The organism is Rhodobacter flavimaris (assembly GCF_021378075.1).
Classification (GTDB): Bacteria; Pseudomonadota; Alphaproteobacteria; order Rhodobacterales; family Rhodobacteraceae; genus Rhodobacter; species Rhodobacter flavimaris.
Genome location: NZ_JAJUOS010000003.1, coordinates 60,276 through 83,205 on the forward strand (window position 1 = coordinate 60,276; position 22,930 = coordinate 83,205).

Below are 22,930 nucleotides of genomic sequence, written 5' to 3' on the forward strand. Positions count from 1 at the left end.
GTATGGAAAGAGGGAATCATCATGGCAGAGATCACCATCGTCTTCTGGCGCGACATCCCGGCGCAGATCATCGCCGGGAAAGGGCGGCGCGGGGTCAAGAAGCCCCTGCCCGAGCGCTTTGAGCAGGCGATCGACCGCTGCGCCATGAAGGTGGGGGCGAAGGACAGCGACGCCTATCTCGCCGAATGGCGCAAGGTTGCGGTCGGGCTCCGCGATGGCTCGGACGAAGAGGCCGCCGAGGCCGAACTCGCCCGGATTCTTTTGGACTATGACACCAAGCGCATCGTTGCGCTGATCGACAACAATGGCTGGGAACACTCCCCGCCCGCCTGACGGAGACAGGAATGGCGCTTTTGAACTTCCGCCGCGACACCGCGATCCCCACCAATGGGGTCGTGACCGCCTTCCTCGATGACTTCTCGATCGAGGTGATGCCGCGCACCGCCTCCAAGATCGACGACTTCCGGCCGCTCCTGCCCAAGGGCACGCGGGTCTATATCGCGCATATCGAAGGCACGCCGATCGAAGAGATGGTCGCCACCGCCAAGCGCCTGCGCGAGGAAGGCTTTGAGCCGATGCCGCATTTCCCGGCGCGCATCATCAAGGACGAGGCCACGCTGAACGACTGGGTCACCCGTTACAAGGGTGAGGCTGGCGTTCATCAGGCGCTGCTTCTGGGCGGCGGCGTCAAGCATCCGGCGGGCGACTTCGACAACTCGATGCAGCTGATCGAAAGCCGCGCCTTCAACGGCTTCTCGCGCCTGCACATCGCTGGCCACCCCGAGGGCAACCGTGACATCGACGCCGATGGCGGCGATCGCGTGGTGATGGAGGCTCTGCGCTGGAAGCAGGCCTATTCCGAGCGCACCGATGCCGACATGGCGATCGTCACCCAGTTCGCCTTCGAGGCCAAGCCGATCATCGCCTGGGCCGACCACCTGGCCGCCAACGGCATCCACATGCCGATCCATATCGGCGTCGCGGGCCCGGCCAAGCTGCAAACGCTGCTCAAATTCGCCATCGCCTGCGGCGTAGGCCCCTCGCTGCGCGTGCTGCAAAAGCGCGCCAAGGACGTGACCAAGCTGCTCATGCCCTTCGAGCCGACCGAGCTGGTGGCCGAACTTGCCGCCCACAAGGCCGCCAATCCGAACTTCGGCATTGAAGCCGTGCATTTCTTCCCCCTCGGGGGTATCACGAGCAACGCGACCTGGATCGCGGACCACACGAAAGGCTGATCATGACCCGCACCGTAATCGAGTCCAAAACCAAGACCGTCGTGATCGGCTTTGACGAGCCCTTCTGCGTCATCGGTGAGCGGATCAACCCCACCGGCCGCAAGAAGCTGGCCGCAGAGCTGGAAATGGGCGACTTCTCGACCGTCGAGAAGGACGCGCTGGAACAGGTTGCCTGCGGCGCGACGGTGCTCGACATCAACTCGGGCGCTGTGTTCTCGAACAAGATGGCCGAAGACCCGCGCTATGCCGACAACAACTTTGTCGAGCCGCCGCTGATGGCCGAACTGATCGCCCGGGTGCAGGCCATCACCGATGTGCCGCTGTGCATTGACAGCTCGGTCCCCGCCGCGCTGGCCGCCGGCCTTGAGGCCGCTGAGGGCCGTCCGCTGCTGAACTCGGTCACCGGCGAGGAAGAGCGTCTGGAGCTGGTTCTGCCGCTGGTCAAAAAATACAACGTGCCGGTCGTGGCGATCTCGAACGACGACACGGGCATTTCGGAAGACCCCGACGTTCGCTTTGCCGTCGCCAAGAAGATCGTCGAGCGCGCCGCCGATTTTGGCATTCCCGCGCATGACATCGTGGTTGACCCGCTGGTCATGCCGGTCGGCGCAATGGCCACGGCGGGCCGTCAGGTCTTCACGCTCGTGCAGCGCCTGCGCACCGAACTGGGCGTGAACACCACCTGCGGCGCGTCGAACATCTCGTTCGGCCTGCCCAACCGTCACGGCATCAACGCGGCCTTCCTGCCCATGGCCATCGGCGCGGGCATGACCTCGGCCATCATGAATCCGGTCCGCAGCCAGGAGATGGAGGCCATCCGCGCCGCCAACCTGCTGATGGATCACGACGCGAACGGCACCGACTGGATCAAGCTGGCCAAGGTTCTTGAAGCCATGAAAGAAGGCGCGACCTTCGGCGAGGCCTCGGCCGCAGCAGCTGCCGCCGGTGGCGGGCGCGGGCGCCGTCGCGCACGCGGCTGATCCCACGCTAATTGCGTAATGAAACAAGACGTCCCGGGTCGATCGCCCGGGGCGTCTTGCTTTTGTGCGCGCCGATCCGATGTGTCAGGCTTGACGATGGCAATGCGATGGTGGGAGGATCAGGGCAAGGACACACTCTGACGTCAGCAGTCGTGTTTTATCAGGGCGTTACGGGCCATAATTAAACTGAAACTCAGATCCGGGCGGGATTGAATCGCATGGCAGGCCAGTGATCCAGCGCAGCTTACAACGGCTTTCGCAGCTTGCAGCGATTGCGATCACGCTTGCCGCCTGTGTTCCGCAGGGCGATTTGCAACCCTCAACCCGCGCCCGCCCGCCGCACCATACCATGCCCGAGATCGGGGCGGATCTGATGGCCGCGCCCGCCGCGCCGCCCGCGGCCATGCCGTCGAACGCGCAGATTGCGCGCGACTTCCTTGATCTGACGTTCGCGCTCGAAACCGGCCGCGATCTACAATACTTCAGCCGTTTTGAGGGACCGGTGTCGATCACCCTCGCCCCCGGCGCTCCGTCCGGCGCGCGCGAAGAACTCGAACGTCTGGTCGCCCGCCTGCGCAGCGAGGCCGGGCTGAGCGTGACCACCGCCCCCGGTCAGGCGAACCGCATCACGGTTGCCTTCGTTTCGGAGCGCCAACTGCAATCGAGCGTCCCGAACGCCGCCTGTTTCGTTGCGCCCAATGTCGATGGCTGGGACGATTTCCGCCGCAACCGGCGCGGCGGCACCACCGACTGGACGCAGGTCACGACGCGCCGCCTCGCCAGCGTGTTCATTCCCACGAACGCGGCCCAACAAGAGATCCGCGACTGCCTGCATGAAGAGCTCAGCCAGGCCCTCGGCCCGCTGAACGACCTCTATCGGCTGCCCTATTCGGTGTGGAACGACGACAATTTCCACACCGTGCTCACGCGCTTCGACATGCTGATCCTGCGCGCCTACAACGCCCCCGAGTTGCGCCCCGGCATGACCGAAGGCGCCGTAGCGGCGCAGCTTCCCACGGTTCTGTCCCGCCTCAACCCTGGCGGCGGTCCAGTTTTTGAGACCTACTCAAGCCCCACGCCGCGCGCCTTTATCAGCGCCATCGAGGCCGCCTTGGGTGCGCAGTCGAACCCGTCACGGCGCCTTGGCGCGGCGCAGGAGGCGCTCTCGATCGCGCGGGCCGAGGGCTGGCACGACACGCGCGCGGCCTTCGCCTGGTTCGCGCTTGGGCGCCTCGCGATGCGCGACGATCCGCAGGGGGCGGTGCAGGCACTGTCGAACGCCCGCGCGATCTACACCAATATCCCCGGCACCGCGATTCACATCGCCCATGTCGATGTGCAGCTGGCCGCCGTGGCGCTTGGCACGGGGCGCACCGAGCAGGCGCTGACGCTGGCAGACCGCGCGCTTCCGGCCGCGCAGGCCGCGCAGAATGGCGCGCTGATCGCCACGATCCAGCTGATCCGGGCCGAGGCGCTTGCGCGGCTTGGGCAAGCCGAGGCCGCGCGACAAGCGCGGCTCGACTCGACCAACTGGGCGCGCTATGGCTTTGGCTCGGATGCCGCGGCTCGTGCCCGGGCGACCGAAATCGCGCTGCTGGCCAAGGCCGGAGCGCAGGTGAATTGAGCGGCGCTTGGCGCCCGCTAGGAGGCGGAATGATTGTTATCGCAGCGGTTCTGGTCGGCGCGATCTGGGGCTACCGCAAGGCGGCCCGCGCGGGCGGAAACGGGTTCGACAAGGCGCAATATGCTGCCGTCCACGCGATTGCGCTTGGCGCTCTGGGCGTGATCGTCACGATCCTGATCGACCGGGCAATCTGAGATGTTCCTGCCGTTCTTTGATACGCTCAGACGCGCGGGGGTGCCGGTCTCCCTGCGCGAATATCTCAGCTTTCTCGAAGGGTTGGCAGCCGGTCTTTGCACCTATGACGTCGATGAGTTCTACTATTTCGCCCGCGCCGCGCTGGTCAAGGACGAGCGTTACCTCGACCGCTTTGACCGCGCCTTTTCCGAGGCATTCCAGGGCCTTGAAGCCATAAGCTCAGATGATGTTCTGAATGCCGTCGATCTGCCCGAAGACTGGCTGCGCAAACTGGTCGAGCGCCACATGACCGAAGAGGAAAAGGCGCAGATCGAGGCGCTTGGCGGTTTCGACAAACTGATGGAGACGCTCAAGCAGCGCCTCGAAGAGCAGAAGGGCCGCCATCAGGGCGGCAACAAGTGGATCGGCACGGCCGGAACCTCGCCCTTCGGCGCCTATGGCTACAACCCAGAAGGCGTCCGCATCGGGCAGCACGAGTCACGTCACAAGCGCGCCGTAAAGGTCTGGGACAAAAGAGAGTTCCGCGATTTTGACGACAATATCGAGCTGGGCACCCGCAACATCAAGGTCGCGCTCAAGCGGCTGCGGCAATGGGCGCGCCACGGCGCGGCGGAAGAGCTTGACCTGCCCGGCACGATCCGCGCCTCGGCCGAGGCGGGTTACATCGACGTCAAAACCCGCCCCGAGCGGCACAACGCCGTCAAGGTGGTGCTGTTTCTCGATGTCGGCGGCTCGATGGATGCCCATGTAAAGCTGGTCGAAGAGCTGTTCTCGGCGACCAAGGCCGAGTTCAAGCACCTCGAATACTGGTATTTCCACAACTGCCTTTACGAGGGCGTGTGGAAATCCAACCGTCGCCGTTGGGACGAGGTCACGCCCACCTGGGACGTGCTGCATCGCTATGGCCCCGATTACAAATGCATCTTCGTGGGCGATGCCTCGATGAGCCCGTATGAGATCACCCACGCAGGCGGCGCCAACGAGCACTGGAACCAGGAGGCAGGACAGCTCTGGCTGACCCGCGCGCGCGAGCAATGGCCCGACAATGTCTGGCTCAACCCCGAGCCGGAGCGGCTGTGGAACTACACCCAGTCCATCGGTCTCATCCGCGAGATCTTCGAGAACCGCATGTATCCGCTGACCCTTGAGGGGATCACGCGGGCGATGAAGGTACTGGGATGAGCCGCCTGCGCCGCCTCTGGCACGAACAGCGCCTTGTGCTGATCGCCTTTGCGGTTGCGGTCGGGCTGACGCTGTTCTTCGGCGGCCGGATGGTGGCCCGCGCGATCTACTGGGCCGACCCCGAGCATCGCCAGCAGCACCCCGAGGCCTGGATGACACCGGGCTACATTGCACGCAGCTGGCATTTGCATGTCGAGGAGGTCGACGCCGCCCTCGGCATCAGCAATGGCCCCGAGCTTGTCGGCTCGGGCCCGCCCACGCTGGAGCGGATCGCCGAGGTGCTGAACGTCCCCGTTTCCGCGCTGATCAACAAGCTCGACGCGGCCCTGCCCCAACTGGCGGCTCCGGGTCGATGACGGGCACGGTCGTGACCGATTGGCTGATGGCACAGCTGCCGGTCTATGGGCCATGGCTGCTTGGCATCACGACCTTCCTCAGCTGCCTCGCGATCCCGGTCCCATCCTCGCTGATGATGATCACCTCGGGGGCCTTCGTAGCCTCGGGCGATTTGCAGCTAGCGAGCGTCGCGGGGGCGGCCTATGTGGGCGCGGTTGTCGGCGATCAGACCGGCTTCTGGGTCGGGCGCCGCGCGCGGCGGGTGCTGCCGAGCCCCGAGACCAAGCGCGGCAAGCTGGTGGCCAGCGCGCTGAACCAGCTTGAAAAGAAAGGCGCCGTTGCGGTTTTCTTCACGCGCTGGATGTTCTCGGCGCTTGGGCCTTGGGTCAATCTGGCGGCCGGGGCCTCGGGCTATGCCCATCCGCGCTTCAGCCTTGCGGGTGCCCTAGGCGAGGCTGTCTGGGTCTCGCTCTATGTCGGGCTTGGGATCGTGTTCGGTGCCAATCTGGATGCGGCGGCGGATCTGGCGGCGAACGCGCTTGGTTTCCTTGCGGCGGGTGCGCTGGCTGTGGCGCTTGGCTGGTGGCTCTGGCGGCATCGTTGACCGCGTCGCCCCCGCGCCCCATATTCTGTCCATGCTCCGCTTTCTTCCTTTCATCCTGCTGATCCTCTACGGCCTCGCGCTGTGGCACTTCTCGGCCTGGTCGCTCAAGCGCCAGCTGGATCAGAACTCGCGCCGCCTGCGCGACACGCGGTTGCAACCCGTGCTGGATCGGCTGGCCGAGGCGCTTGGCGTGCCCGAGCTGCCCGTCCACGTCTTTCAGGTCGCCCCCGTGAACGGGCTTGCCGCGCCCGACGGGCGGATCTTCCTGACCGAGGGCTTCATGGAGAAATACCGCGCGGGCGAGGTCACCCCCGAAGAGATCGGCTCGGTCGTGGCGCATGAGTTGGGCCACGTCGCCCGCGGCCATGCGCGGCGGCGGATGATCGACTTCTCCGGCCAGAACGCCCTGCGCATCCTGCTGATGACGCTGCTTGGCCGCTTGCTGCCGTTCATTGGCATCTGGATCGCCAATGTTCTGACGACAGCCTTGGCCGCGCGGCTCAGCCAGCGCGACGAGTTCGAGGCGGACGAGTTCGCCTCTGCCCTGCTGATCAAGGCCGGGATCGGGGTCGAGCCGCAGATCTCGCTGTTCGAAAAGCTCGATGCGCTGACCAAGAACCCCGGTGAGGGTATTCCCGCCTGGCTGCTGACCCATCCCAAGACCCCACTGCGCGTCGCGGCGATCAAGGCCAATGCGCAGCGGTGGGGTGCCGCGTAACGTCTTACCTTCGCCGCGCGCTTCCGCTACGGTCAGCCGTCATGAGTGAAACCGCCCCCAAACGCGTGCGCCGGCGCCGGGTGTTCTACATCCCCGGCTACGACCCCTTTCCCCCGCGCCGCTACCGCGAGCTATACCGCAGCGAAAGCGCCCGGCAGGCCGCGATCTCGGGCTATCAGATCGCGCTTTCCCCCGTGCGCGATGCCGGATCGCATGGCTGGCGGGTGTATTCGACGCAAGACGGCAGCAGGGTCGAGACCGAATTCGAGGTGCTGCTGTGGTCCGATATCGTGCAGGGCTCGATGGGCGCTTCGATCCCCGCCACATATGGGCAATTGCTGCGCACGGCCTGGATCTACACCGCCAGCGGCTCGCTGTTTCGTCTGATGCGGCTGCGCAAGGGGCCGATCATCGCGGCGCTTTATCCAGTGGCGGTGCTGCTGGTGCAGGCCATCGTCGCCGTGGTGCTTGGCTGGGGGGTGGCGGCGCTGACGCGCGGGCTGCTCGGTGAGATCCCCGCCGCGCTTATTGGCCTTGCAGCTGCGGCGCTCAGCCTGCGCTGGTTCCGTGCGATGGATCGCCGCATTTTCGCCTATTACCTGATGCATGACTTCGCCTTCTCGGCGCGCTGGCGCGGGGCTTACCCGCCCGAGCTTGAGGCCCGGATGGCGCGTTTCCGCGATACCATCGCCCGCGCCCTGTGCGAGGGTTGGGACGAGGTGCTGGTCGTCGGCCACAGCTCGGGCGCGCATCTGGCCGTGTCGATCCTGTCCGACCTTCTGCGCGACAAGGGCCACGCGTCGGGCCTGTCGCTGCTGACACTCGGGCAGGTCGTGCCGATGATTTCGTTCCTGCCCGATGCGCAGCGTCTGCGGCGCGATCTGGCGTTCCTGTCGGCGCGCGAGGATATCGCATGGGTCGATGTGACCGCGCCGGGCGATGGCTGTGCCTTTGCGTTGTGTGACCCGGTCAAGGTGTCGGGGGTCTCGCCCGCAGATCAGCGCTGGCCGCTGATCCTTTCGGCGGCCTTCACACAAACCCTCGCACCCGAGACCTGGGCCCGCCTGCGCTGGCGCTTTTTCCGGCTGCATTTCCAATATCTTTGCGCTTTTGAGCAGCCGCGCGACTATGACTATTTCCGCATCACCGCTGGCCCCGAAACCCTCGGGGATCGTTTCGCCGGGCGCGCGCCCTCAAAAAGCCGGATCGAGCATCCCGTCAACCGCCATACGTCGCTTGCATGACCCTGCCGCCCAAACCCGCCGCCCGCCCCGATCGCGTCTCGCTCTGGCGCTACCTGCGGCTGTTTCGGCAAGACATCCTCTCGGCACAGCCCGCGCGGCTTTACCGGGCCTGGATGGCCGAGTTCCGCACACCATTCTTCCGCTCCTACCTGTGCAACGACCCCGAGCTTGTCTCGCGCGTTCTCAAGGATCGCCCGCAGGACTTCCCCAAATCGAACCGGATCCGTGAGGGGCTGCGCCCACTTCTGGGCAACAGCGTCTTCCTGACCAATGGCGAGACATGGGCGCGCCAGCGCCGCATCATCGACCCGGCCTTCGAGGGCGGCAAGCTGCGCAATAGCTTCCCCGCAATGTGGCAAGCAGGCGCAGCCAGCGTCGCGCGACTGCACCTTAAAAATGGCGTGCATCCGATTGATATCGAAGAGGAAACTTCCCACGCCGCGGCGGATGTGATCTTTCGCACCCTGTTCTCGATCCCGATCGAGGATAAGACCGCCTCTGCGGTCTTTCACGGCTTCCGCGCGCATCAGCGCACCGCGCCGGTGCTGAACCTCGGGGCCTTTTTACCGCTGCCCCGCTGGTTTCCGCGCTTTCATGCGCGCAAGACCAAGGCCACCGCGCGGCACATCCGCCGCCTCATCACCCGCCTGACCGCCGAACGCGCGCGGCAGATCGCCAAAGGGAGTGCCCCCGCGGATCTGGCCACCAAGATCATGACCACGCCAGACACCGAAACCGGGCGCGGCTTCGACACCGATGAGATGGTCGATCAGGTCGCAATCTTCTTTCTGGCGGGGCATGAGACCTCGGCCTCGGCGCTGGCCTGGGCGCTTTATTTGCTGGCGCTTTATCCGGAATGGCAGGAGCGCGTCGCCGATGAGGCAATCGCCCTCGACACCGCGCCCGGCGACTTCGCCGTCCTTGGCGCGCTGCGCCTAAGCCGCGCGGTGTTTCGCGAGGCGCTGCGCCTGTATCCACCCGTACCGATGCTCGTGCGCGAGGTCACCTGCCCCGAGACCTTCCGCGAACGCCCCATCCGCCCCGGCGACCAGATCGTCATCAGCCCCTGGCACCTGCACCGCCATGAACGCATCTGGGACGCGCCCGACGCCTTCGACCCCGCCCGGTGGGAGTCTGAGAACGCCCGAACCGCCGCACGCTGCGCCTATCTGCCGTTTTCCACCGGCCCGCGCGTCTGCCCCGGCGCAGGCTTTGCCATGGCCGAGGGGCCGCTGCTGCTGTCGATGATCGCGCGCGATTTCGTGCTGGAGCCGGTCGCGGGCCGCACCCCCGTCCCCGTCGCGCAACTTACGGTGCGTGGCAAGGACGGGATCTGGCTGCGGTTGACGCCGCGCCGTGCTCAGAGGCCGTAGATCGCGCCGAACTTCTCTTCGAGGTAATCCAGCAGTGGCTCTTCGCTCGGGGCGAAGCCGCAGGCGTGCTCGATCGTCTCGCGCGGCGGGCGCAGGCCGCCGAAACATTGCAGGTTTGCGCGCAGCCAGTCCGTGGCGGGCTTGGCCGAGCCCTCGGCCAGCGCCGCGTCGATCCCCTGAACCGCGTCGCGCATCGCCTTGTTAAGGCAACCGGCATAGACATTGCCAAGGCTGTAGGTCGGGAAGTAGCCGAACAGCCCCACCGACCAATGCACATCCTGCAAGAACCCGTGCGAGGGCCGGTCCACCTTGACGCCGAAATCGGCCTCGAACCGGGCGTTCCAGGCCTCTTCGAGATCCACGACCTCAAGCTTGCCCGCGATCAGGTCGCGTTCCAGATCGAAGCGCATCATGATGTGCAGGTTGTAATGCAGCTCATCCGCCTCGGTGCGGATATAGCCCGGATTGACCCGGTTAACGCAGGCGTAGAACGCGTCGGGGCTGTCGATGCCGAAATCACCAAAGGCATCGACCATACGGGTGTGCAGCCAGCCCGTAAACGCGGCCGAGCGACCCAACTGGTTCTCGTATATCCGGCTCTGGCTTTCGTGGACGCCCATCGACACCCCCCGCCCGAGCGGCGAGAACAGGTGCTGCTGGTCGATGCCCTGCTCGTAGCAGGCATGGCCGGTTTCGTGGATGGTCGAGTAGATGCAGTTGAACGGATCGCTCTCAACCACGCGGGTGGTGATGCGCACATCGTTGCCCGAGCCGGACGAGAACGGATGCACCGCCATATCCAGCCGCCCGCGCGTCCAGTCATAACCAAACGCCGCCGCCGCGATCCGCGCGATGCGCAGCTGCGTGGCCTCGGGGAAGACATGGTCAAGCTTGGCCACCTTGCGATCGGCGCCGAGCACCTTCTCGCGCAGGGCCACCAGACGCGGGCGCATCCGGTCGAACATCGCGCCAAGCTCGCGATAGGTCACGCCCGGCTCGTAATCATCGACCAGCGCGTCATAAAGATCGCCTTCGGAGAGGCAGGCCGCCTGCTCGCGCTTGAGCCGCACGACCTCTTCGAGCGTCGGCAGGAAGGCCGAGGGGTCTTCGGCGGCGCGGGCCTCGGCCCAGATTCCCTGGCTAAGCGAAGTCAGCCGCGCAAGTTCGCTGGCCAGCCGCGCGGGGATGCGCGTCTCGCGGTTGTAGCTGCGCGCAACAAGATCGATGAAGCGCGCCTCTTCGGGGGTTTTCGCCTCGGCGCGGGTCAGCCAGACCTCGATCCGCGGATTGGTGCGGCGCGCGTGCAGAACCGACTCAAGCGCGGCCATCTCATCTGCGCGCTGCTCGGCCGCGCCTCGCGGCATCATGGCTTCCTGATCCCAACCAAGCCGCTCAGCGATATGCGACAGCGCCTCGGTCTCGCGTTGATAGGCGATGAGTTCCTGAAAAGCTGTCATTTCGATCCCCGGATTGATTGCACGACGGGCGTGCGGGCAAGGTGTTGGGCGCGGATGGTCAGCACCCACAGGACGACCGCGCCGAATTGATGCGCCAGCCCCAGCCCCATCGGTGCTGCATGCATCACCGTGACGATGCCAAGGGCAACTTGCAACAAAAGCATCGCGCCGACCCAGGCGAAGGCGGTTTGCGTGACAGCATGAGCCGAGCGGCGCCCACGAAAGGCCACGAACAGCCCGAAGGCCAGCAGCAGATAGCCCACCATACGGTGAATGAACTGAACAAGCGCCGGATTCTCAAATAAATTCGTCCAGAGCGGCGTGTAGGCGAAAGCCTCTGACGGGAAGAACTCGCCCCCCATCAGAGGCCAGTCGATATAGCCCCGCCCGGCGTCGATCCCGGCGGTCAGCGCCCCTAGAAGGATCTGCACAAAGGCAAGATGCCGCACCCCGGTGGCAAGGCCGGCCAGTGCGGGCTCGCCCAAGCGGCGCGCTTGCATCAGGTCGGACTCGTTGCGCGCAAGCGTGAAGGCATAAGAGGCGATCAGCCCGAGGATGGCGAAGGCAAGCCCCAGATGGATCGCGAGGCGATAGGACGCGACCGAGGTCATCTTGCCCTCAAGCCCCGAGGCCACCATCCACCAGCCGATCGCACCTTGCAGCCCGCCCAGAAGCCCAAGCCCCAGCAGGCGCGGCGCCCACCCTTTGGGGATGCGTTTGGTCACCCAGAAGCCAATAAAGCCCACCGCCCAGACCAGACCGATCACGCGGCCAAGCTGACGATGGCCCCATTCCCACCAGTAGATGCCCTTGAACTCGGGCAGAGTCATATTCGGGTTTTGCAGGGCAAATTGCGGAATTTGCTGATATTTCTCGAATTCCGCCTGCCAGTCAGCCTCGGACATGGGCGGCAGCGCGCCGGTCACGGGCTTCCATTCGGTAATCGACAGCCCGGCATCCGACAGCCGCGTGGCCCCGCCAACGCCGATCATCACCACCACCAGCGCGAACAGCACGAAGAGCCACAGCCGGATCGCCGCGCGCGCGCCCTTGGGTCGCTGGTCGATCATGCCGCCGCGTGGCGCGGGCGCGGCACCGGCCTGCCCCACCTCTTCGAAAATGCTGCGCTTCTGGCTCATCCGTGCCTCCCTCTGGCTCAGGCCGAACCTAGGCCGCTGCTGGGGCAGGAGCAAGAGGGCGCGGGCACCCCGCAGCATCAGGGAAGCCGCCGCCCCTCTGCCAGTTCGGTGTGAATCTGCGCCAGCCCGCCGTTTGCCTCTGCCCAAAGCAGAACGGCGCAGGCGGCCTGCGCGTAAAGCGTCGGGTCGCGGGCGGCCTGGCGCGCCCAGGAATGCGGGGTTTTCGGCAGCTCGGCGGGCGGCGGCACAAGGCAGCGACCCGGCCCGAAACCGGGGCGCAAATATTGCGGATCGTTCGAGATCAGGACCGAGAGCCCCTCGTCAAACCAGGTCGCCATGCGCCCGGTGATCTGCGCGAACATGCCAAGGCGCGCATGGGTCTCGGTATGGGCGAATTCATGGGTCAGCACGACCGGCGACAGCCCCTGCGGCGCGATCCGCACGACCGAGCGGCCCCCGAGCGAATAGGTCACCGCCGCCGCGCCGCGCCCGCCAAGGCGTCGGTCGCAAGCGTCGCTCATGCAGGCCAGAACGATCAGCCGGGCCTGCGGCGGGCCGTAGAAATCGGCAACTCGCCCGCGCGCGGCCCGTATCTGCGCCGCCAGCGCGGCGCGCGCGTGTGCGGGCATCTCGGCCTCTACCCAAAGCCCTGCCTCGGCGCGCTCAAGCCCCGCGCAGGGTGGGCAAGCCGCGCCACGCAGGACCGGGAAGAACCATGCAAGCGCCAGCAGCCCAAGGGCCGCGCCGCTCAGCAGGGCAATCAGGATTGTTCTTATGCGCCGCATCATCCGCCCACTCTGGGCAGGACGTGCGGGGCGGGCAAGGCTTAGCGGCGCTGGCGGGTGATTTGCCGCAGCATCCCGTGCAGCGTCTGCACATCGGCACGGGTAAAGGGCATCCGCGACCACAGGTTGCGCAGGTTGAGCTTCATGTTCGGCGCCTTCTCGGGCGGGAAGAAGAAGCCAACCTCTTCAAGGCGTTCCTCGAAGTGATCGCCAAGCTTCTCAACCTCGATCCGGCTGGCGACATCGGCGCCGGCAAGGCCGGGATCGACCGGAACGGCCCCGACCTCTTGTCGCATGAACTCATAGCCCGTCAGCAGCACCGCCTGCGCGAGGTTGAGCGAGGGGAACGCCGGGTTGACCGGAACGGTGATGATCGCATTGGCGCGGCTGACATCGTCATTCTCAAGCCCGGTCCGCTCGGGTCCGAACAGCACCCCTACCTTCTGCCCGGCGGCGATACGCTTGCGCGCTTCCTCCATCGCGGTTTCGGGGGTGTAGATCGGCTTTGTCAGCTCTCGCCCGCGCGCGGTTGTGGCAAAGACGAAGTCGCAATCGCTGATCGCGTCGGGAACGCTCGGGAAGATGCCCGCATATTCCAGCACCTCGCCCGCCGCGCCCGATGCCATGGCCACCGCCTTGGGGTTCGGCCAGCCATCGCGCGGCGCCACCAGCCGCATCCGCGTCAGGCCGAAGTTCAGCATCGCGCGCGCGGCGGCACCGATATTCTCGCCCATCTGGGGCCGAACGAGGATGAAAACGGGGGTTTCTGTCATGGCTGGTCCTTTCCCCGCCCCCATACGCGTGCACGGCCCCTCTGGCAAGGTCGGCGCCCATGCGCTATGACGCATCCAACCATTGCCCGGCTGTCCGGGCCCCGAACGCAAGGATGCCCGATGCCCGATCAGGACCGCCCGCAGCTTTACCTCGTCACGCCCCCGAGCTTCGATCTGGACGTGTTCCCCAACCTGCTAAGCGGGGTTCTGGGTGCGCATGAGGTGGCCTGTATCCGCCTGGCCCTGGCCACGCGCGACGAGGATGCGGTGATGCGCGCGGCGGATGCCGTGCGTCTGGTAGCGCATGAGCATGACGTGGCGCTGGTGATCGAGAACCACATTCAGCTGGTCGAGCGCCACGGCCTTGACGGCGTTCATCTGACGGATGGCGCGCGCTCGGTCCGCGCGGCGCGCAAGGCGCTTGGTCAGGACGCCATTGTGGGCGCCTTTTGCGGCACCTCGCGCCATGACGGGATGAACGCGGGCGAAGCCGGCGCCGATTACGTCAGCTTTGGCCCCGTGGGCGAGAGCGGCCTTGGCAGCGGCGAGCGCGCCGGGCACGATCTTTTCGCCTGGTGGTCCGAGATGATCGAGGTGCCGGTCGTCGCCGAGGGTGCGCTGACGCTCGACCTCGTGTGCAAGCTTGCGCCCGTCACCGACTTCTTCGGTGTTGGCGAAGAGATCTGGTCGCAGGACGATCCGGCTGCCGCGCTTGGCAGCCTGATCGCGGCGATGGGCTGATGGCCGAGTTCTGGCTGGGCGATTCCAACGGCCCCATGGGCGATGTGGGCGCCTTCATGGACAGCGAACTGCGCGTGGACCGCGCCGATTTGGCCGCGCATATCCGCCAGTTGGACGGCGCCCGAAACCTGATCGCGATCGTGGGCGCTCCGGGGTCGGGCAAATCGCATCTGGCCGAGGAACTGGCCGCGCAACTGAACGCGCATACGCCGGGCTCTGCCTCCGTAGTCGGCATGGACGGCTTTCACCGCAGCAATGCCGAACTCGACGAGCTTGGCCTGCTGGCCCGCAAGGGCGCGCCCGAGACCTTCGATGTGGCCGGGCTGAACGACCTTCTGACGACCTTGCGTGCGGCCCGCGCCGATGTGACGGTGCCGACCTTCGACCGCGAGGTTGACGAGCCCGACCCGCACGGCGCCATTGTTCCCGCCGCGACGCGTTATGTGTTGATCGAGGGCAACTACCTGCTTTTGACGCGGCCTGAATGGCGCGGCCTCTTCCCGCTTTACGACCTGTCGATCCGCCTTGAGGTTCCCGAGGACGAGCTGCGCGCCCGCCTTGCCCGGCGCTGGCAGGATCTGCCGGCCGAGGAGGCTCGCCGCAAGATCGAGGAGAACGATCTGCCGAACGGCCGCTTGATCCGCAGGGAAAACCGCGCGGCCGATTTCGTGGTCTTTGGCGCCTGAGAAGGCTTAGAGCGGCTCGATATCGCCCTCCGCGCGCTGCGCGTGGAACTCGGCCACGAAAGCGGACAGTCGCTGCCCCGCGATGGCGTCGCGCAAACCCTGCATAAGCTCTTGATAGTAATGCAGGTTGTGCCAGGTCAGCAGCATCCCCGAGATCATCTCGCTCGCCTTGAACACATGGTGCAGATAGGCGCGCGAGTAATTCCGGCACGCCGGGCAGGTGCAATGCTCGTCCAGCGGGCGCGGGTCGTCCATGTGGCGCGCGTTCTTGATGTTGACCTGCCCGCGGCGGGTCCAGGCCTGCCCCGTGCGCCCCGAGCGCGAGGGCAGCACGCAATCCATCATGTCGATGCCGCGCTCGACCGCGCCGACGATATCGTCGGGCTTGCCCACGCCCATCAGGTAGCGCGGCTTGTCCTCGGGCAGGAAACCGGGCGCATAATCGAGCACGCCGAACATCGCCTCTTGCCCCTCACCGACCGCAAGGCCGCCGACGGCATAGCCCTCAAAGCCGATCTTCTTCAGCGCCTCGGCGCTTTCCTCGCGCAGATCGCGCGTGACTCCGCCCTGCATGATGCCGAACAGCGCGTGGCCCGGCCGGTCGCCGAAGGCATCGCGCGACCGCTGCGCCCAACGCATCGACAGGCGCATGGATTTCGCAACTTCCTCATCGGTCGCGGGCAGCGCCGGGCATTCATCGAAGGCCATCACGATATCCGAGCCGAGCAGCTTCTGAATTTCCATCGAGCGTTCGGGCGTCAGCATGTGCTTCGAGCCGTCGATATGCGAGGCGAAGCGCACCCCCTCTTCGGTCAGCTTGCGCAGGCTGGCGAGGCTCATGACCTGGAAACCGCCCGAGTCGGTCAGGATCGGCTTTTGCCAGTTCATGAACTTGTGCAGCCCGCCGAGGCGGTCGATCCGCTCGGCTGTGGGGCGCAGCATCAGGTGGTAGGTATTGCCCAGAAGGATATCGGCGCCGGTCGCGGCCACGCTTTCGGGCATCATCGCCTTGACGGTCGCGGCGGTGCCCACCGGCATGAAGGCGGGCGTGCGAACCTCGCCGCGCGGGGTGCGGATCACCCCGGTGCGGGCCTTGCCGTCAGTGGCGTGAAGCGTGAAGCCGAATTTCTGGGTCATGAGGGCGCTCCCCTGGATCAGGGCGGGCATGTAGCGCGTATGGGGGCGGATGGGAAGAACCGATTGGCGGGCGCGCCGGTCACTTCTCGGCCTTCTTCTCCCACCGGCCGCCTTCCTCGCTCCAGTATTGCGCGCTGGCCCCGGCGCCGGTCAGGTCGCGCCATTGCGCGCGGGCGCGCTCCAGCGCCGGCTGATCGCGACCGTCGAACAGGATCCAGACGCGTTCCTTTTGCGCAATCTCGTCCAGGCTGACCTCGGCGCCATCAAGCGCCATGATCGCCTGCATCCCCTCGGGCTTGGGCGCGGTCGTCAGCAGGACGGGTTGCAGATCGTCATGCGGCCCGCCCGCCAAACCGTGGGGTAGGAAGGCCTCGTCGCTTCCCAGCCAGAGCCTCTGGTCATACCAGTCCATCCGCGCCCGATCCGTGCCGCGCAACTCCACCCGCCACCCCTGCCCCAAGGCGCGCTGGAGAAGGCTTGCGACGACCTCCTCCACCGGGGATTGGGTGACATGATAGAACAGCGCGGGCACGCGATCAGGCCTCGAACTTGTCGCGGATCAGACGGTCGAGCGTCATCACACCCCAGCCGCTGGCGCCCTTGGGAGCAAGCGTCGTTTCGCCGGGCGGCAAGGCCACGCCCGCAATGTCGATATGGCACCAGGGCGTTTCCGATTTGACGAACTTGTTCAGGAACGCCGCCGCGGTGATAGCCCCCGCCCAACGCCCGCCGGTGTTCTTGATATCGGCAAGACGCGACTTGATCAGGCTGTCATAGGCGGGTTGCAGCGGCATGTGCCAGGCGCCCTCGCCCTCGGCCCGCGCGGCCTGTACGACATCCTGCGCAAAGCCGTCGTCATTGGCGAATACGCCCGCGTTTTCGTGCCCGAGTGCCACGATGATCGCCCCAGTCAGGGTCGCAAGGTCGATCACCGCGCGCGGGCGGAACCTCTGCTGCGCATACCAGAGTACGTCGGCCAGCACGAGACGCCCTTCGGCGTCGGTGTTGATCACCTCAATCGTATCACCCTTCATCGACTTGACGATATCGCCGGGGCGCTGTGCCTTGCCGTCGGGCATGTTCTCGACCAGCCCGACAAGGCCCACGACATTCACCGGCGCATTGCGCAGCGCAAGCGTGCGCATGACGCCCGCCACAACGGCCGCGCCGCCCATGTCCATGGTCATCTCTTCCATCCCCGCGGCGGGCTTGATCGAGATGCCGCCGGTGTCGAAGCACACCCCCTTACCCACGAGCGCGAGCGGCGGTTCTTCCTCGGCGTCGCCATTGGCGGGTTTCGAAAGCCCGTTCCACTGCATCACCACGACCTTCGAGGGGCTTTCCGAGCCCTGCCCCACGCCCAGAAGCGCGCGCATCCCAAGATCCTTCAGCTCGTCTTCCTCAAGGATCTGCACGTCCAGACCCAACTCGTGCATCGCCGCCAGACGTGCGGCGAAATCGTCGGTGGTCAAGATGTTGGCGGGCTCATTCACCAGATCGCGGGTGAAGAACACGCCCTCGGCCAAGGCGGCATGGGGGGCGGCCTTGGCGGCTACCTCCTCGGGGTGGGCTACCATCACCGACACGGTGCCGAAGGGTTTCTTCTCTTCGCTGAGGTAGTCGAAACGATAGGCCCGCAGCGCGAGACCAAAGGCGATCTCGGCGGCCGACGGGTGGTTTTCAGCAATCACCAGCGCGCCTTTTTCGTCCAGCGCCTTGCCCACGGTAGCACCCGCCTTGCGCGCATCGACCAGCGAGGCCTTGCGCGGCAGCGAGATCAGCACCAGCGCCTCGGCCGCCAGCCCGCCGGGCCAGCCGATGACCATGCCATCGCCGGGTTTGAGCTTGCCCCAGGCGGGCGAGCCCACCGCCCGCGCCACCGCCCCGCGCGTCAGCCGATCGAGCCGCCGCGCTGCCGCCGTCAGCTTGCCCTCGGGGGTGATCAGCACCGCGATGCGCCCCTCGCGCGCGGCAAGATCATCAAGCTCGGTTTCGACGAAGCGGATGGCGACGGGATGGGTCATGGCGGTCCTCGGGGTTCTTGCGGCCGGATTGCACCGGCGGGTTTCCGCGCCGAGCCTAAGGCGCACGCGCGAAAATGAAAAGCGCCCCGCTCCGGGGCCTTTCGCGCGCCGCCCCGACACGCTAGAGAGAGTGAAACATCCTTGGGGGATGAGCGAGTTTGACGCGTCTTGACCGATATCTGCTTTCTCAGCTGATGGCACTATTCGGCTTTTTCGCGCTGGTGCTGGTGTCGGTTTACTGGGTCAACCAGGCGGTCCGGCTCTTCGACCGGCTCATTTCCGATGGCCAGACCGCATGGGTAGTGCTGGAGTTCACCGCCCTGACCCTGCCCAATGTGGTGCGCGTGGTGCTGCCGGTCGCGGCTTTCGCGGCCGGGGTCTATGCGGTCAATCGCGCCAGCCAGGACAGCGAACTGGTGGTGATGCAGGCCACCGGCGCCTCGCCCTGGCGCCTTGCGTGGCCGGTCGCCGTCTTCGGGCTGATCGTAGCCCTTATGATGACGCTCCTGGTGCATTTCCTGGTGCCTGCATCGCGCGCGCAGATGGCCGACCGCCAGCAACAGGTGACCGAGAACGTCACCGCGCGTTTCCTGGTCGAGGGATCGTTCCAGCACCCGGCGACCGGCGTGACGATCTACATCCGCCAGATCTCGGAACTGGGCGAGTTGCTGGACATCTTCCTGTCTGACGCCCGCGCTGGCAGCACCCGCACCACCTATACGGCCGAACGGGCGCTGATCGTGCCCTCTGACAGCGGCCCCAAGCTGGTGATGTTCGACGGCATGGCGCAGACGCTACGGCTGTCCGACCAAAGCCTCGCGACGATGCGCTTTGCCGATTTCACCTATGATATCGGGGCGTTGATGTCGGTCAGCGCGCGCTCTAAGCGCAGCATCGACGAGATCATGACCGTCCCGATCCTGCGCGCGCCGGATGAGGTGATAGCGCAGACTAGGCAGGAGCCAGCCGCGCTGACGCGCATCGTGCACCAGCGCCTCGCGCAACCGCTGCTGGCCCCGGCGGCGACACTGCTCGGGTTCTCGGTGCTGCTGCTTGGCGGCTATTCCCGGTTTGGCCTCTGGCGCCAGATCGGCGGCGCGATCTTCGGGCTGATCGTTCTTCAGTTCCTGACCAACGCGGTCGACAGCGCCACCAAATCGGCGCCCGAGGCATGGTGGCTGCACTATGTGCCCGCAGGGACGGCGCTTAGCGTGACGGCGCTGTTGCTCTGGTGGTCCGGGCGGCCTCGTCGCCGCCCGCGCTCGGCCACGCTGCCGGCGGAGGGTGTCTCCGCATGACGCTGGCTTTCTACCTCGCCCGCCGCTTCCTGCGCGCCCTGCTGATGGTGATGGGCGCATTCTGGGGTATCCTGTTCCTGATCGAGATGGTCGAGAAGATCCGCAGCTTCAGCGCCGATCAGGTCGGCCTGAAAGAGGCGGCGCTGCTGTCGGCGCTCAGCGTTCCGGCCTCGGTCTATACGATCCTGCCGCTGATCATGATCCTGGCTGCGGTGGTGCTGTTTCTTGGCCTCGCGCGCTCGTCCGAGTTGGTGGTGATACGCGCCTCGGGCCTCTCGGCAATGCGGATGCTGGCGACCCCTGTGATCGTCGCGCTGCTGTTCGGCGCGCTGATGGTTGCGGTAGGTAACCCAATCGTCTCGGCCACCACCAAGCGCTACGAGGAAATGGCGAACCGCTACCGCCAGACCGGGGCCGACACGGTCTCGATCGGGCGCGAGGGCGTGTGGATGCGCCAGGGCACCGAGGAGATCCCCGGCGGCCAGGCCGTGATCCGCGCCACGCGGGCCAATCTCGACGCGACCGAGCTTTATGACGTCACCTTCATGATCGTAGCCCCCGATCGTGGCCCGATCCGCCGCATCGACGCCACAAGCGCCTTGCTGACCCCGGGCGCATGGAAGCTGACGCAGGCCAAGGACTGGCCGATCGGCGCCTCGACCAACCCCGAGCGTGACGCCAAGCGCGCCGACAGCCTGAACATCGCCACCGACCTGACCGCCGCGCGCATCCGCGACAGCTTCGGCACCCCCTCGGCCGTGCCGATCTGGGATCTGCCGAAATTCATCGCCTCGCTCGAAAACGCCGGATTTTCCGCGCGCCGCCATCAGGTCTGGTTCAACATGGAGCTGGCACAGCCGCTGATTCTGGCGGCGATGGTTCTGATCGGAGCGGGGTTCACCATGCGGCATGTCCGTTTCGGGCGCAGCGGAGCGATGGTTCTACTGGCGCTTTCGGCGGGGCTTGCACTGTTCTTCCTGCGCAATATCGCGCAGGTTCTGGGCGATAACGGCCAGATCCCGGTGATCCTTGCGGCATGGGCGCCCCCGGCCATCGCGCTCATGCTCTCCACCGCGCTCATTCTTCACCTGGAGGACGGCTGATGGGCTTTTTCCGCAGCGCCCCGGTCACGCTACTTGCCGCGCTTACGCTTTGCACCGCGCTTGGCGGCGCCTATGTGCCGCGCGCACTCGCGCAGACTTCGACCGCCGCGCCCGCCGTTGATGAGGCCGCGACGCTGCTGGCCGACCGCATACTGCTGACAGCAAGCGACCAGCTGATCGCCGAAGGCGCGGTCGAGATCTACTACCGCTCGAACAGGCTCAGCGCCTCTCGCCTGATCTACGACAAGACGACCGACCGGCTGACCATCGAAGGCCCGATCCGCCTGATCGAGCCCGGCGAGGCTGGCAATGTGCTTCTGGCCGATCAGGCCGAGCTGTCGCGCGATCTGCAAAACGGCATCATGGTGGGCGCGCGCATGGTCATGGCGCGCGAGCTGCAACTGGCCGCCGCGCGGATAGAGCGCAAGGACGGCCGGATCACTACCTTCAGCCAGGTCGTCGCCTCGTCTTGCGAGATTTGCGCCACCGACCCGACGCCGCTTTGGGAAATCCGGGCGCGCAAGATCACCCATGACGCCGACGCCCGGCAACTTGTGTTCGACGGCGCGCAATTCCGCGTCATGGGGGCGCCGGTCTTCTACTTCCCGCATATGCGGATGCCCGATCCCACGGTCGAGCGCATGTCGGGATTTCTGATGTCCAGCATCCGCACGACCTCGAACCTCGGCACGGGGATCAAGGTTCCCTATTTCTTCACGCTCGGCGACAGCGCCGACCTGACGCTCGAGCCCTACCTGTCCACCTCCGAGACGGTGACCCTGGGGATGCGGTATCGCCGGGCCTTCGACAAAGGCACGCTTGAGGTCAACGGGGCCTACTCGCGCGACGATATCCTGAAGGACGAGGACCGCGGCTACCTGTTCATGGACGCCCGCTTCGCGCTGCCCGCCGATTTCAATCTGGGTCTCCAGCTGCGACTGACCAGCGACGATGCCTATCTGGTCGATTACGACATCACCGACGACGACCGCCTCTGGTCGGGCATCACGCTGGACCGCGTGCGCCGGGACGAGCTGATCTGGGCGCGTTTTGGCAATACCCATTCGCTACGCGAAGGGGAAAGCAACGCGACCGAGCCGATGCTGGCGGGCGATGCCCAATGGGTTCAGGTGTTCCGCCCCGGCCTGATCGGCGGCGAGGCCACGCTGGAATGGCAGCTCAGCGCGCTGCGGCGCGCCGCCGATACCGAGCTGGACGGCGCCGATCTCGATTTGATCTCGGACGGTCGCGACCGGGTGCGCGCGTCGCTGGTCGCGGATTGGCGCCGCAACTGGTTGCTGAACGGCGGCATTCTGGCGACGACCGAGACAGAGCTTGCCTTCGACGCGGCCGTGGTCAACCAGGACCCGAGCTACGAGACAACCATCCTGCGCGCCCTGCCCTCGCTTGGCGTCGAGCTGCGCTGGCCCTGGGTCAAGACCTCGGGCGCCGCCGCCCATGTCATCGAACCCGTGGCGCAACTGATCTGGAGCCGCGACTCGCTTGAGGAACTGCCAAACGAGGACAGCTGGCTGACGGAGTTCGACGAGGGCAACCTGTTCGCCTTCTCGCGCTTTCCGGGCGGCGACATGCGCGAGCGCGGGCTGCGCGCCAACCTTGGCCTGAGCTGGACGCGCAACGACGCCGCGGGATGGTCGCTTGGGGTGACTGCGGGCCGGGTCGTTCATGCCGAGGATCTCGAGCAGTTTTCCACGGGGTCGGGGCTGTCGGGCACACGCTCGGACTGGCTTGTGGCCGCGCATCTGACCGGGGCGAACGGGCTGATGCTGTCGAACCGCGCGCTATTCGACGACGATCTGAATTTCTCGCGCGATGAGCTGCGGCTGGCCTATGCCGGTGAACGCTACCAGATCGGCGCCGGCTATCTGTGGATGGAAGAGAACCCCGATGAAGGCCGCGACGACGCGATCTCGGAGCTTCAGCTGGAAAGCGGCTGGGGCTTGGGTGGCGGCTGGTCGGGAACCTTCGACGCGCGCTACGATTTCACCGCCGACCGGGCCAGCCGGGCGTCACTTGGGCTGCAATATGCCACCGAATGCGTGACGGTCGATCTTTCCCTCTCGCGCAGATTCACTTCCTCCTCTAGTGTGAAGCCCGAAACCGGGATCGGGCTGTCGGTGCAGCTTGCGGGTTTCGGCGCGAACGCGGCCTCGGGGGCCGAGCGCCGGGTCTGCACGCGCTGATCGCCCTCACAGCCCGATGAACGAAACAGGCAGACGACGGATCGAACGATGAAGCGAATTCTTCCTATCCTTGCCATGGTTTGCGGCTCTGT

General features: G+C 66.1%; 23 protein-coding genes. 16 read left to right on the top strand and 7 right to left on the bottom strand.

Annotation, left to right across the window (positions count from 1 at the left end; translation table 11 throughout):
• Window positions 1–21: 21 nt before the first annotated feature.
• The 11 genes from LZA78_RS05000 to LZA78_RS05050 all read left to right on the top strand — a co-directional run bounded on the left by LZA78_RS05000 (window position 22) and on the right by LZA78_RS05050 (window position 9,491).
• Window positions 22–333 carry a virulence factor gene (locus LZA78_RS05000; protein WP_233675839.1) on the top strand — a complete coding sequence of 104 codons (312 nt, stop codon included), beginning with the start codon at window positions 22–24 and terminating at the stop codon, window positions 331–333.
• Window positions 334–344: 11 nt separating this feature from the next.
• Window positions 345–1,235, top strand: coding sequence for a methylenetetrahydrofolate reductase (locus tag LZA78_RS05005; RefSeq protein WP_233675840.1), 891 nt, complete (start codon window positions 345–347; stop codon window positions 1,233–1,235).
• 2 nt (window positions 1,236–1,237) lie between these two features.
• Complete coding sequence (locus LZA78_RS05010) at window positions 1,238–2,215, top strand: methyltetrahydrofolate cobalamin methyltransferase (protein WP_233675841.1); 978 nt, start codon at window positions 1,238–1,240, stop codon at window positions 2,213–2,215.
• 229 nt (window positions 2,216–2,444) lie between these two features.
• Window positions 2,445–3,839 carry a DUF2927 domain-containing protein gene (locus LZA78_RS05015; protein WP_233675842.1) on the top strand — a complete coding sequence of 465 codons (1,395 nt, stop codon included), beginning with the start codon at window positions 2,445–2,447 and terminating at the stop codon, window positions 3,837–3,839.
• Between the two features lie 29 nt (window positions 3,840–3,868).
• The gene (locus LZA78_RS05020) at window positions 3,869–4,033 is read left to right on the top strand and encodes a hypothetical protein (RefSeq protein ID WP_233675843.1); all 165 of its coding nucleotides are present in this window, start codon (window positions 3,869–3,871) and stop codon (window positions 4,031–4,033) included.
• A gap of 1 nt (window position 4,034) precedes the next feature.
• On the top strand, window positions 4,035–5,216 hold the full coding sequence (locus LZA78_RS05025) for a vWA domain-containing protein (RefSeq protein WP_233675844.1): 1,182 nt from the start codon (window positions 4,035–4,037) through the stop codon (window positions 5,214–5,216).
• Window positions 5,213–5,572, top strand: a complete 360-nt coding sequence (locus tag LZA78_RS05030; RefSeq protein ID WP_233675845.1) for a hypothetical protein — start codon at window positions 5,213–5,215, stop codon at window positions 5,570–5,572. Before LZA78_RS05025 ends, LZA78_RS05030 begins: the two co-directional genes overlap by 4 nt.
• Window positions 5,569–6,156, top strand: a complete 588-nt coding sequence (locus LZA78_RS05035) for a DedA family protein (protein ID WP_233675846.1) — start codon at window positions 5,569–5,571, stop codon at window positions 6,154–6,156. Before LZA78_RS05030 ends, LZA78_RS05035 begins: the two co-directional genes overlap by 4 nt.
• 31 nt (window positions 6,157–6,187) lie before the next feature.
• A complete protein-coding gene (locus tag LZA78_RS05040) occupies window positions 6,188–6,874 on the top strand; it encodes a M48 family metalloprotease (RefSeq protein ID WP_233675847.1) in 687 nt (228 codons plus the stop codon).
• A 41-nt stretch (window positions 6,875–6,915) separates the two neighbouring features.
• Window positions 6,916–8,118 carry a hypothetical protein gene (locus tag LZA78_RS05045; protein WP_233675848.1) on the top strand — a complete coding sequence of 401 codons (1,203 nt, stop codon included), beginning with the start codon at window positions 6,916–6,918 and terminating at the stop codon, window positions 8,116–8,118.
• Complete coding sequence (locus LZA78_RS05050; protein WP_233675849.1) at window positions 8,115–9,491, top strand: cytochrome P450; 1,377 nt, start codon at window positions 8,115–8,117, stop codon at window positions 9,489–9,491. The genes LZA78_RS05045 and LZA78_RS05050 overlap by 4 nt, the downstream gene beginning before the upstream one ends.
• Here LZA78_RS05050 and LZA78_RS05055 read toward each other — a convergent pair.
• The 4 genes from LZA78_RS05055 to LZA78_RS05070 all read right to left on the bottom strand — a co-directional run bounded on the left by LZA78_RS05055 (window position 9,479) and on the right by LZA78_RS05070 (window position 13,645).
• A complete protein-coding gene (locus LZA78_RS05055) occupies window positions 9,479–10,948 on the bottom strand; it encodes a carboxypeptidase M32 (protein WP_233675850.1) in 1,470 nt (489 codons plus the stop codon). The genes LZA78_RS05050 and LZA78_RS05055 overlap by 13 nt on opposite strands.
• Window positions 10,945–12,087 carry a heme A synthase gene (gene ctaA / locus LZA78_RS05060; RefSeq protein ID WP_233675851.1) on the bottom strand — a complete coding sequence of 381 codons (1,143 nt, stop codon included), beginning with the start codon at window positions 12,085–12,087 and terminating at the stop codon, window positions 10,945–10,947. Before ctaA ends, LZA78_RS05055 begins: the two co-directional genes overlap by 4 nt.
• A gap of 77 nt (window positions 12,088–12,164) precedes the next feature.
• Window positions 12,165–12,875: a hypothetical protein gene (locus LZA78_RS05065; protein ID WP_233675852.1), complete on the bottom strand. Its 711-nt coding sequence runs from the start codon at window positions 12,873–12,875 to the stop codon at window positions 12,165–12,167.
• A gap of 38 nt (window positions 12,876–12,913) precedes the next feature.
• Entirely contained in the window at window positions 12,914–13,645 is a 732-nt protein-coding gene (locus LZA78_RS05070; protein WP_233675853.1) for an RNA methyltransferase, read from the bottom strand.
• Between the two features lie 120 nt (window positions 13,646–13,765).
• On the opposite strand from LZA78_RS05070, the gene LZA78_RS05075 reads away from it, so the two are divergent.
• Complete coding sequence (locus LZA78_RS05075; RefSeq protein WP_233675854.1) at window positions 13,766–14,386, top strand: thiamine phosphate synthase; 621 nt, start codon at window positions 13,766–13,768, stop codon at window positions 14,384–14,386.
• The gene (locus LZA78_RS05080; RefSeq protein WP_233675855.1) at window positions 14,386–15,072 is read left to right on the top strand and encodes an AAA family ATPase; all 687 of its coding nucleotides are present in this window, start codon (window positions 14,386–14,388) and stop codon (window positions 15,070–15,072) included. The genes LZA78_RS05075 and LZA78_RS05080 overlap by 1 nt, the downstream gene beginning before the upstream one ends.
• A 6-nt stretch (window positions 15,073–15,078) precedes the next feature.
• Here the strand turns inward: LZA78_RS05080 and tgt are convergent, their stop codons facing one another.
• The 3 genes from tgt to LZA78_RS05095 form a co-directional block, all read right to left on the bottom strand.
• Entirely contained in the window at window positions 15,079–16,209 is a 1,131-nt protein-coding gene (gene tgt, locus LZA78_RS05085; RefSeq protein ID WP_233675856.1) for a tRNA guanosine(34) transglycosylase Tgt, read from the bottom strand.
• A gap of 79 nt (window positions 16,210–16,288) precedes the next feature.
• A complete protein-coding gene (locus tag LZA78_RS05090; protein WP_368861012.1) occupies window positions 16,289–16,741 on the bottom strand; it encodes a DNA polymerase III subunit chi in 453 nt (150 codons plus the stop codon).
• A 4-nt stretch (window positions 16,742–16,745) separates the two neighbouring features.
• Window positions 16,746–18,233: a leucyl aminopeptidase gene (locus tag LZA78_RS05095; RefSeq protein WP_233675858.1), complete on the bottom strand. Its 1,488-nt coding sequence runs from the start codon at window positions 18,231–18,233 to the stop codon at window positions 16,746–16,748.
• A 158-nt stretch (window positions 18,234–18,391) separates the two neighbouring features.
• On the opposite strand from LZA78_RS05095, the gene lptF reads away from it, so the two are divergent.
• The 3 genes from lptF to LZA78_RS05110 are packed head-to-tail and all read left to right on the top strand — an operon-like array spanning window position 18,392 to window position 22,838.
• A complete protein-coding gene (gene lptF / locus LZA78_RS05100) occupies window positions 18,392–19,531 on the top strand; it encodes an LPS export ABC transporter permease LptF (protein ID WP_233675859.1) in 1,140 nt (379 codons plus the stop codon).
• A complete protein-coding gene (lptG, locus tag LZA78_RS05105) occupies window positions 19,528–20,634 on the top strand; it encodes an LPS export ABC transporter permease LptG (RefSeq protein ID WP_233675860.1) in 1,107 nt (368 codons plus the stop codon). The genes lptF and lptG overlap by 4 nt, the downstream gene beginning before the upstream one ends.
• Entirely contained in the window at window positions 20,634–22,838 is a 2,205-nt protein-coding gene (locus LZA78_RS05110) for an LPS-assembly protein LptD (RefSeq protein ID WP_233675861.1), read from the top strand. The genes lptG and LZA78_RS05110 overlap by 1 nt, the downstream gene beginning before the upstream one ends.
• Window positions 22,839–22,930 lie beyond the last annotated feature (92 nt).

Excerpts from the sequence above, each read along its gene's own strand:
- LZA78_RS05000 (WP_233675839.1), top strand. The coding sequence starts at position 22 with ATGGCAGAGATCACCATCGTCTTCTGGCGCGACATCCCGGCGCAGATC.
- LZA78_RS05005 (WP_233675840.1), top strand. The coding sequence starts at position 345 with ATGGCGCTTTTGAACTTCCGCCGCGACACCGCGATCCCCACCAATGGG.
- LZA78_RS05010 (WP_233675841.1), top strand. The coding sequence starts at position 1,238 with ATGACCCGCACCGTAATCGAGTCCAAAACCAAGACCGTCGTGATCGGC.
- LZA78_RS05020 (WP_233675843.1), top strand. The coding sequence starts at position 3,869 with ATGATTGTTATCGCAGCGGTTCTGGTCGGCGCGATCTGGGGCTACCGC.
- LZA78_RS05025 (WP_233675844.1), top strand. The coding sequence starts at position 4,035 with ATGTTCCTGCCGTTCTTTGATACGCTCAGACGCGCGGGGGTGCCGGTC.
- LZA78_RS05030 (WP_233675845.1), top strand. The coding sequence starts at position 5,213 with ATGAGCCGCCTGCGCCGCCTCTGGCACGAACAGCGCCTTGTGCTGATC.
- LZA78_RS05035 (WP_233675846.1), top strand. The coding sequence starts at position 5,569 with ATGACGGGCACGGTCGTGACCGATTGGCTGATGGCACAGCTGCCGGTC.
- LZA78_RS05040 (WP_233675847.1), top strand. The coding sequence starts at position 6,188 with ATGCTCCGCTTTCTTCCTTTCATCCTGCTGATCCTCTACGGCCTCGCG.
- LZA78_RS05045 (WP_233675848.1), top strand. The coding sequence starts at position 6,916 with ATGAGTGAAACCGCCCCCAAACGCGTGCGCCGGCGCCGGGTGTTCTAC.
- LZA78_RS05050 (WP_233675849.1), top strand. The coding sequence starts at position 8,115 with ATGACCCTGCCGCCCAAACCCGCCGCCCGCCCCGATCGCGTCTCGCTC.
- LZA78_RS05055 (WP_233675850.1), bottom strand. The coding sequence starts at position 10,948 with ATGACAGCTTTTCAGGAACTCATCGCCTATCAACGCGAGACCGAGGCG.
- ctaA (WP_233675851.1), bottom strand. The coding sequence starts at position 12,087 with ATGAGCCAGAAGCGCAGCATTTTCGAAGAGGTGGGGCAGGCCGGTGCC.
- LZA78_RS05065 (WP_233675852.1), bottom strand. The coding sequence starts at position 12,875 with ATGATGCGGCGCATAAGAACAATCCTGATTGCCCTGCTGAGCGGCGCG.
- LZA78_RS05070 (WP_233675853.1), bottom strand. The coding sequence starts at position 13,645 with ATGACAGAAACCCCCGTTTTCATCCTCGTTCGGCCCCAGATGGGCGAG.
- LZA78_RS05075 (WP_233675854.1), top strand. The coding sequence starts at position 13,766 with ATGCCCGATCAGGACCGCCCGCAGCTTTACCTCGTCACGCCCCCGAGC.
- LZA78_RS05080 (WP_233675855.1), top strand. The coding sequence starts at position 14,386 with ATGGCCGAGTTCTGGCTGGGCGATTCCAACGGCCCCATGGGCGATGTG.
- tgt (WP_233675856.1), bottom strand. The coding sequence starts at position 16,209 with ATGACCCAGAAATTCGGCTTCACGCTTCACGCCACTGACGGCAAGGCC.
- LZA78_RS05095 (WP_233675858.1), bottom strand. The coding sequence starts at position 18,233 with ATGACCCATCCCGTCGCCATCCGCTTCGTCGAAACCGAGCTTGATGAT.
- lptG (WP_233675860.1), top strand. The coding sequence starts at position 19,528 with ATGACGCTGGCTTTCTACCTCGCCCGCCGCTTCCTGCGCGCCCTGCTG.
- LZA78_RS05110 (WP_233675861.1), top strand. The coding sequence starts at position 20,634 with ATGGGCTTTTTCCGCAGCGCCCCGGTCACGCTACTTGCCGCGCTTACG.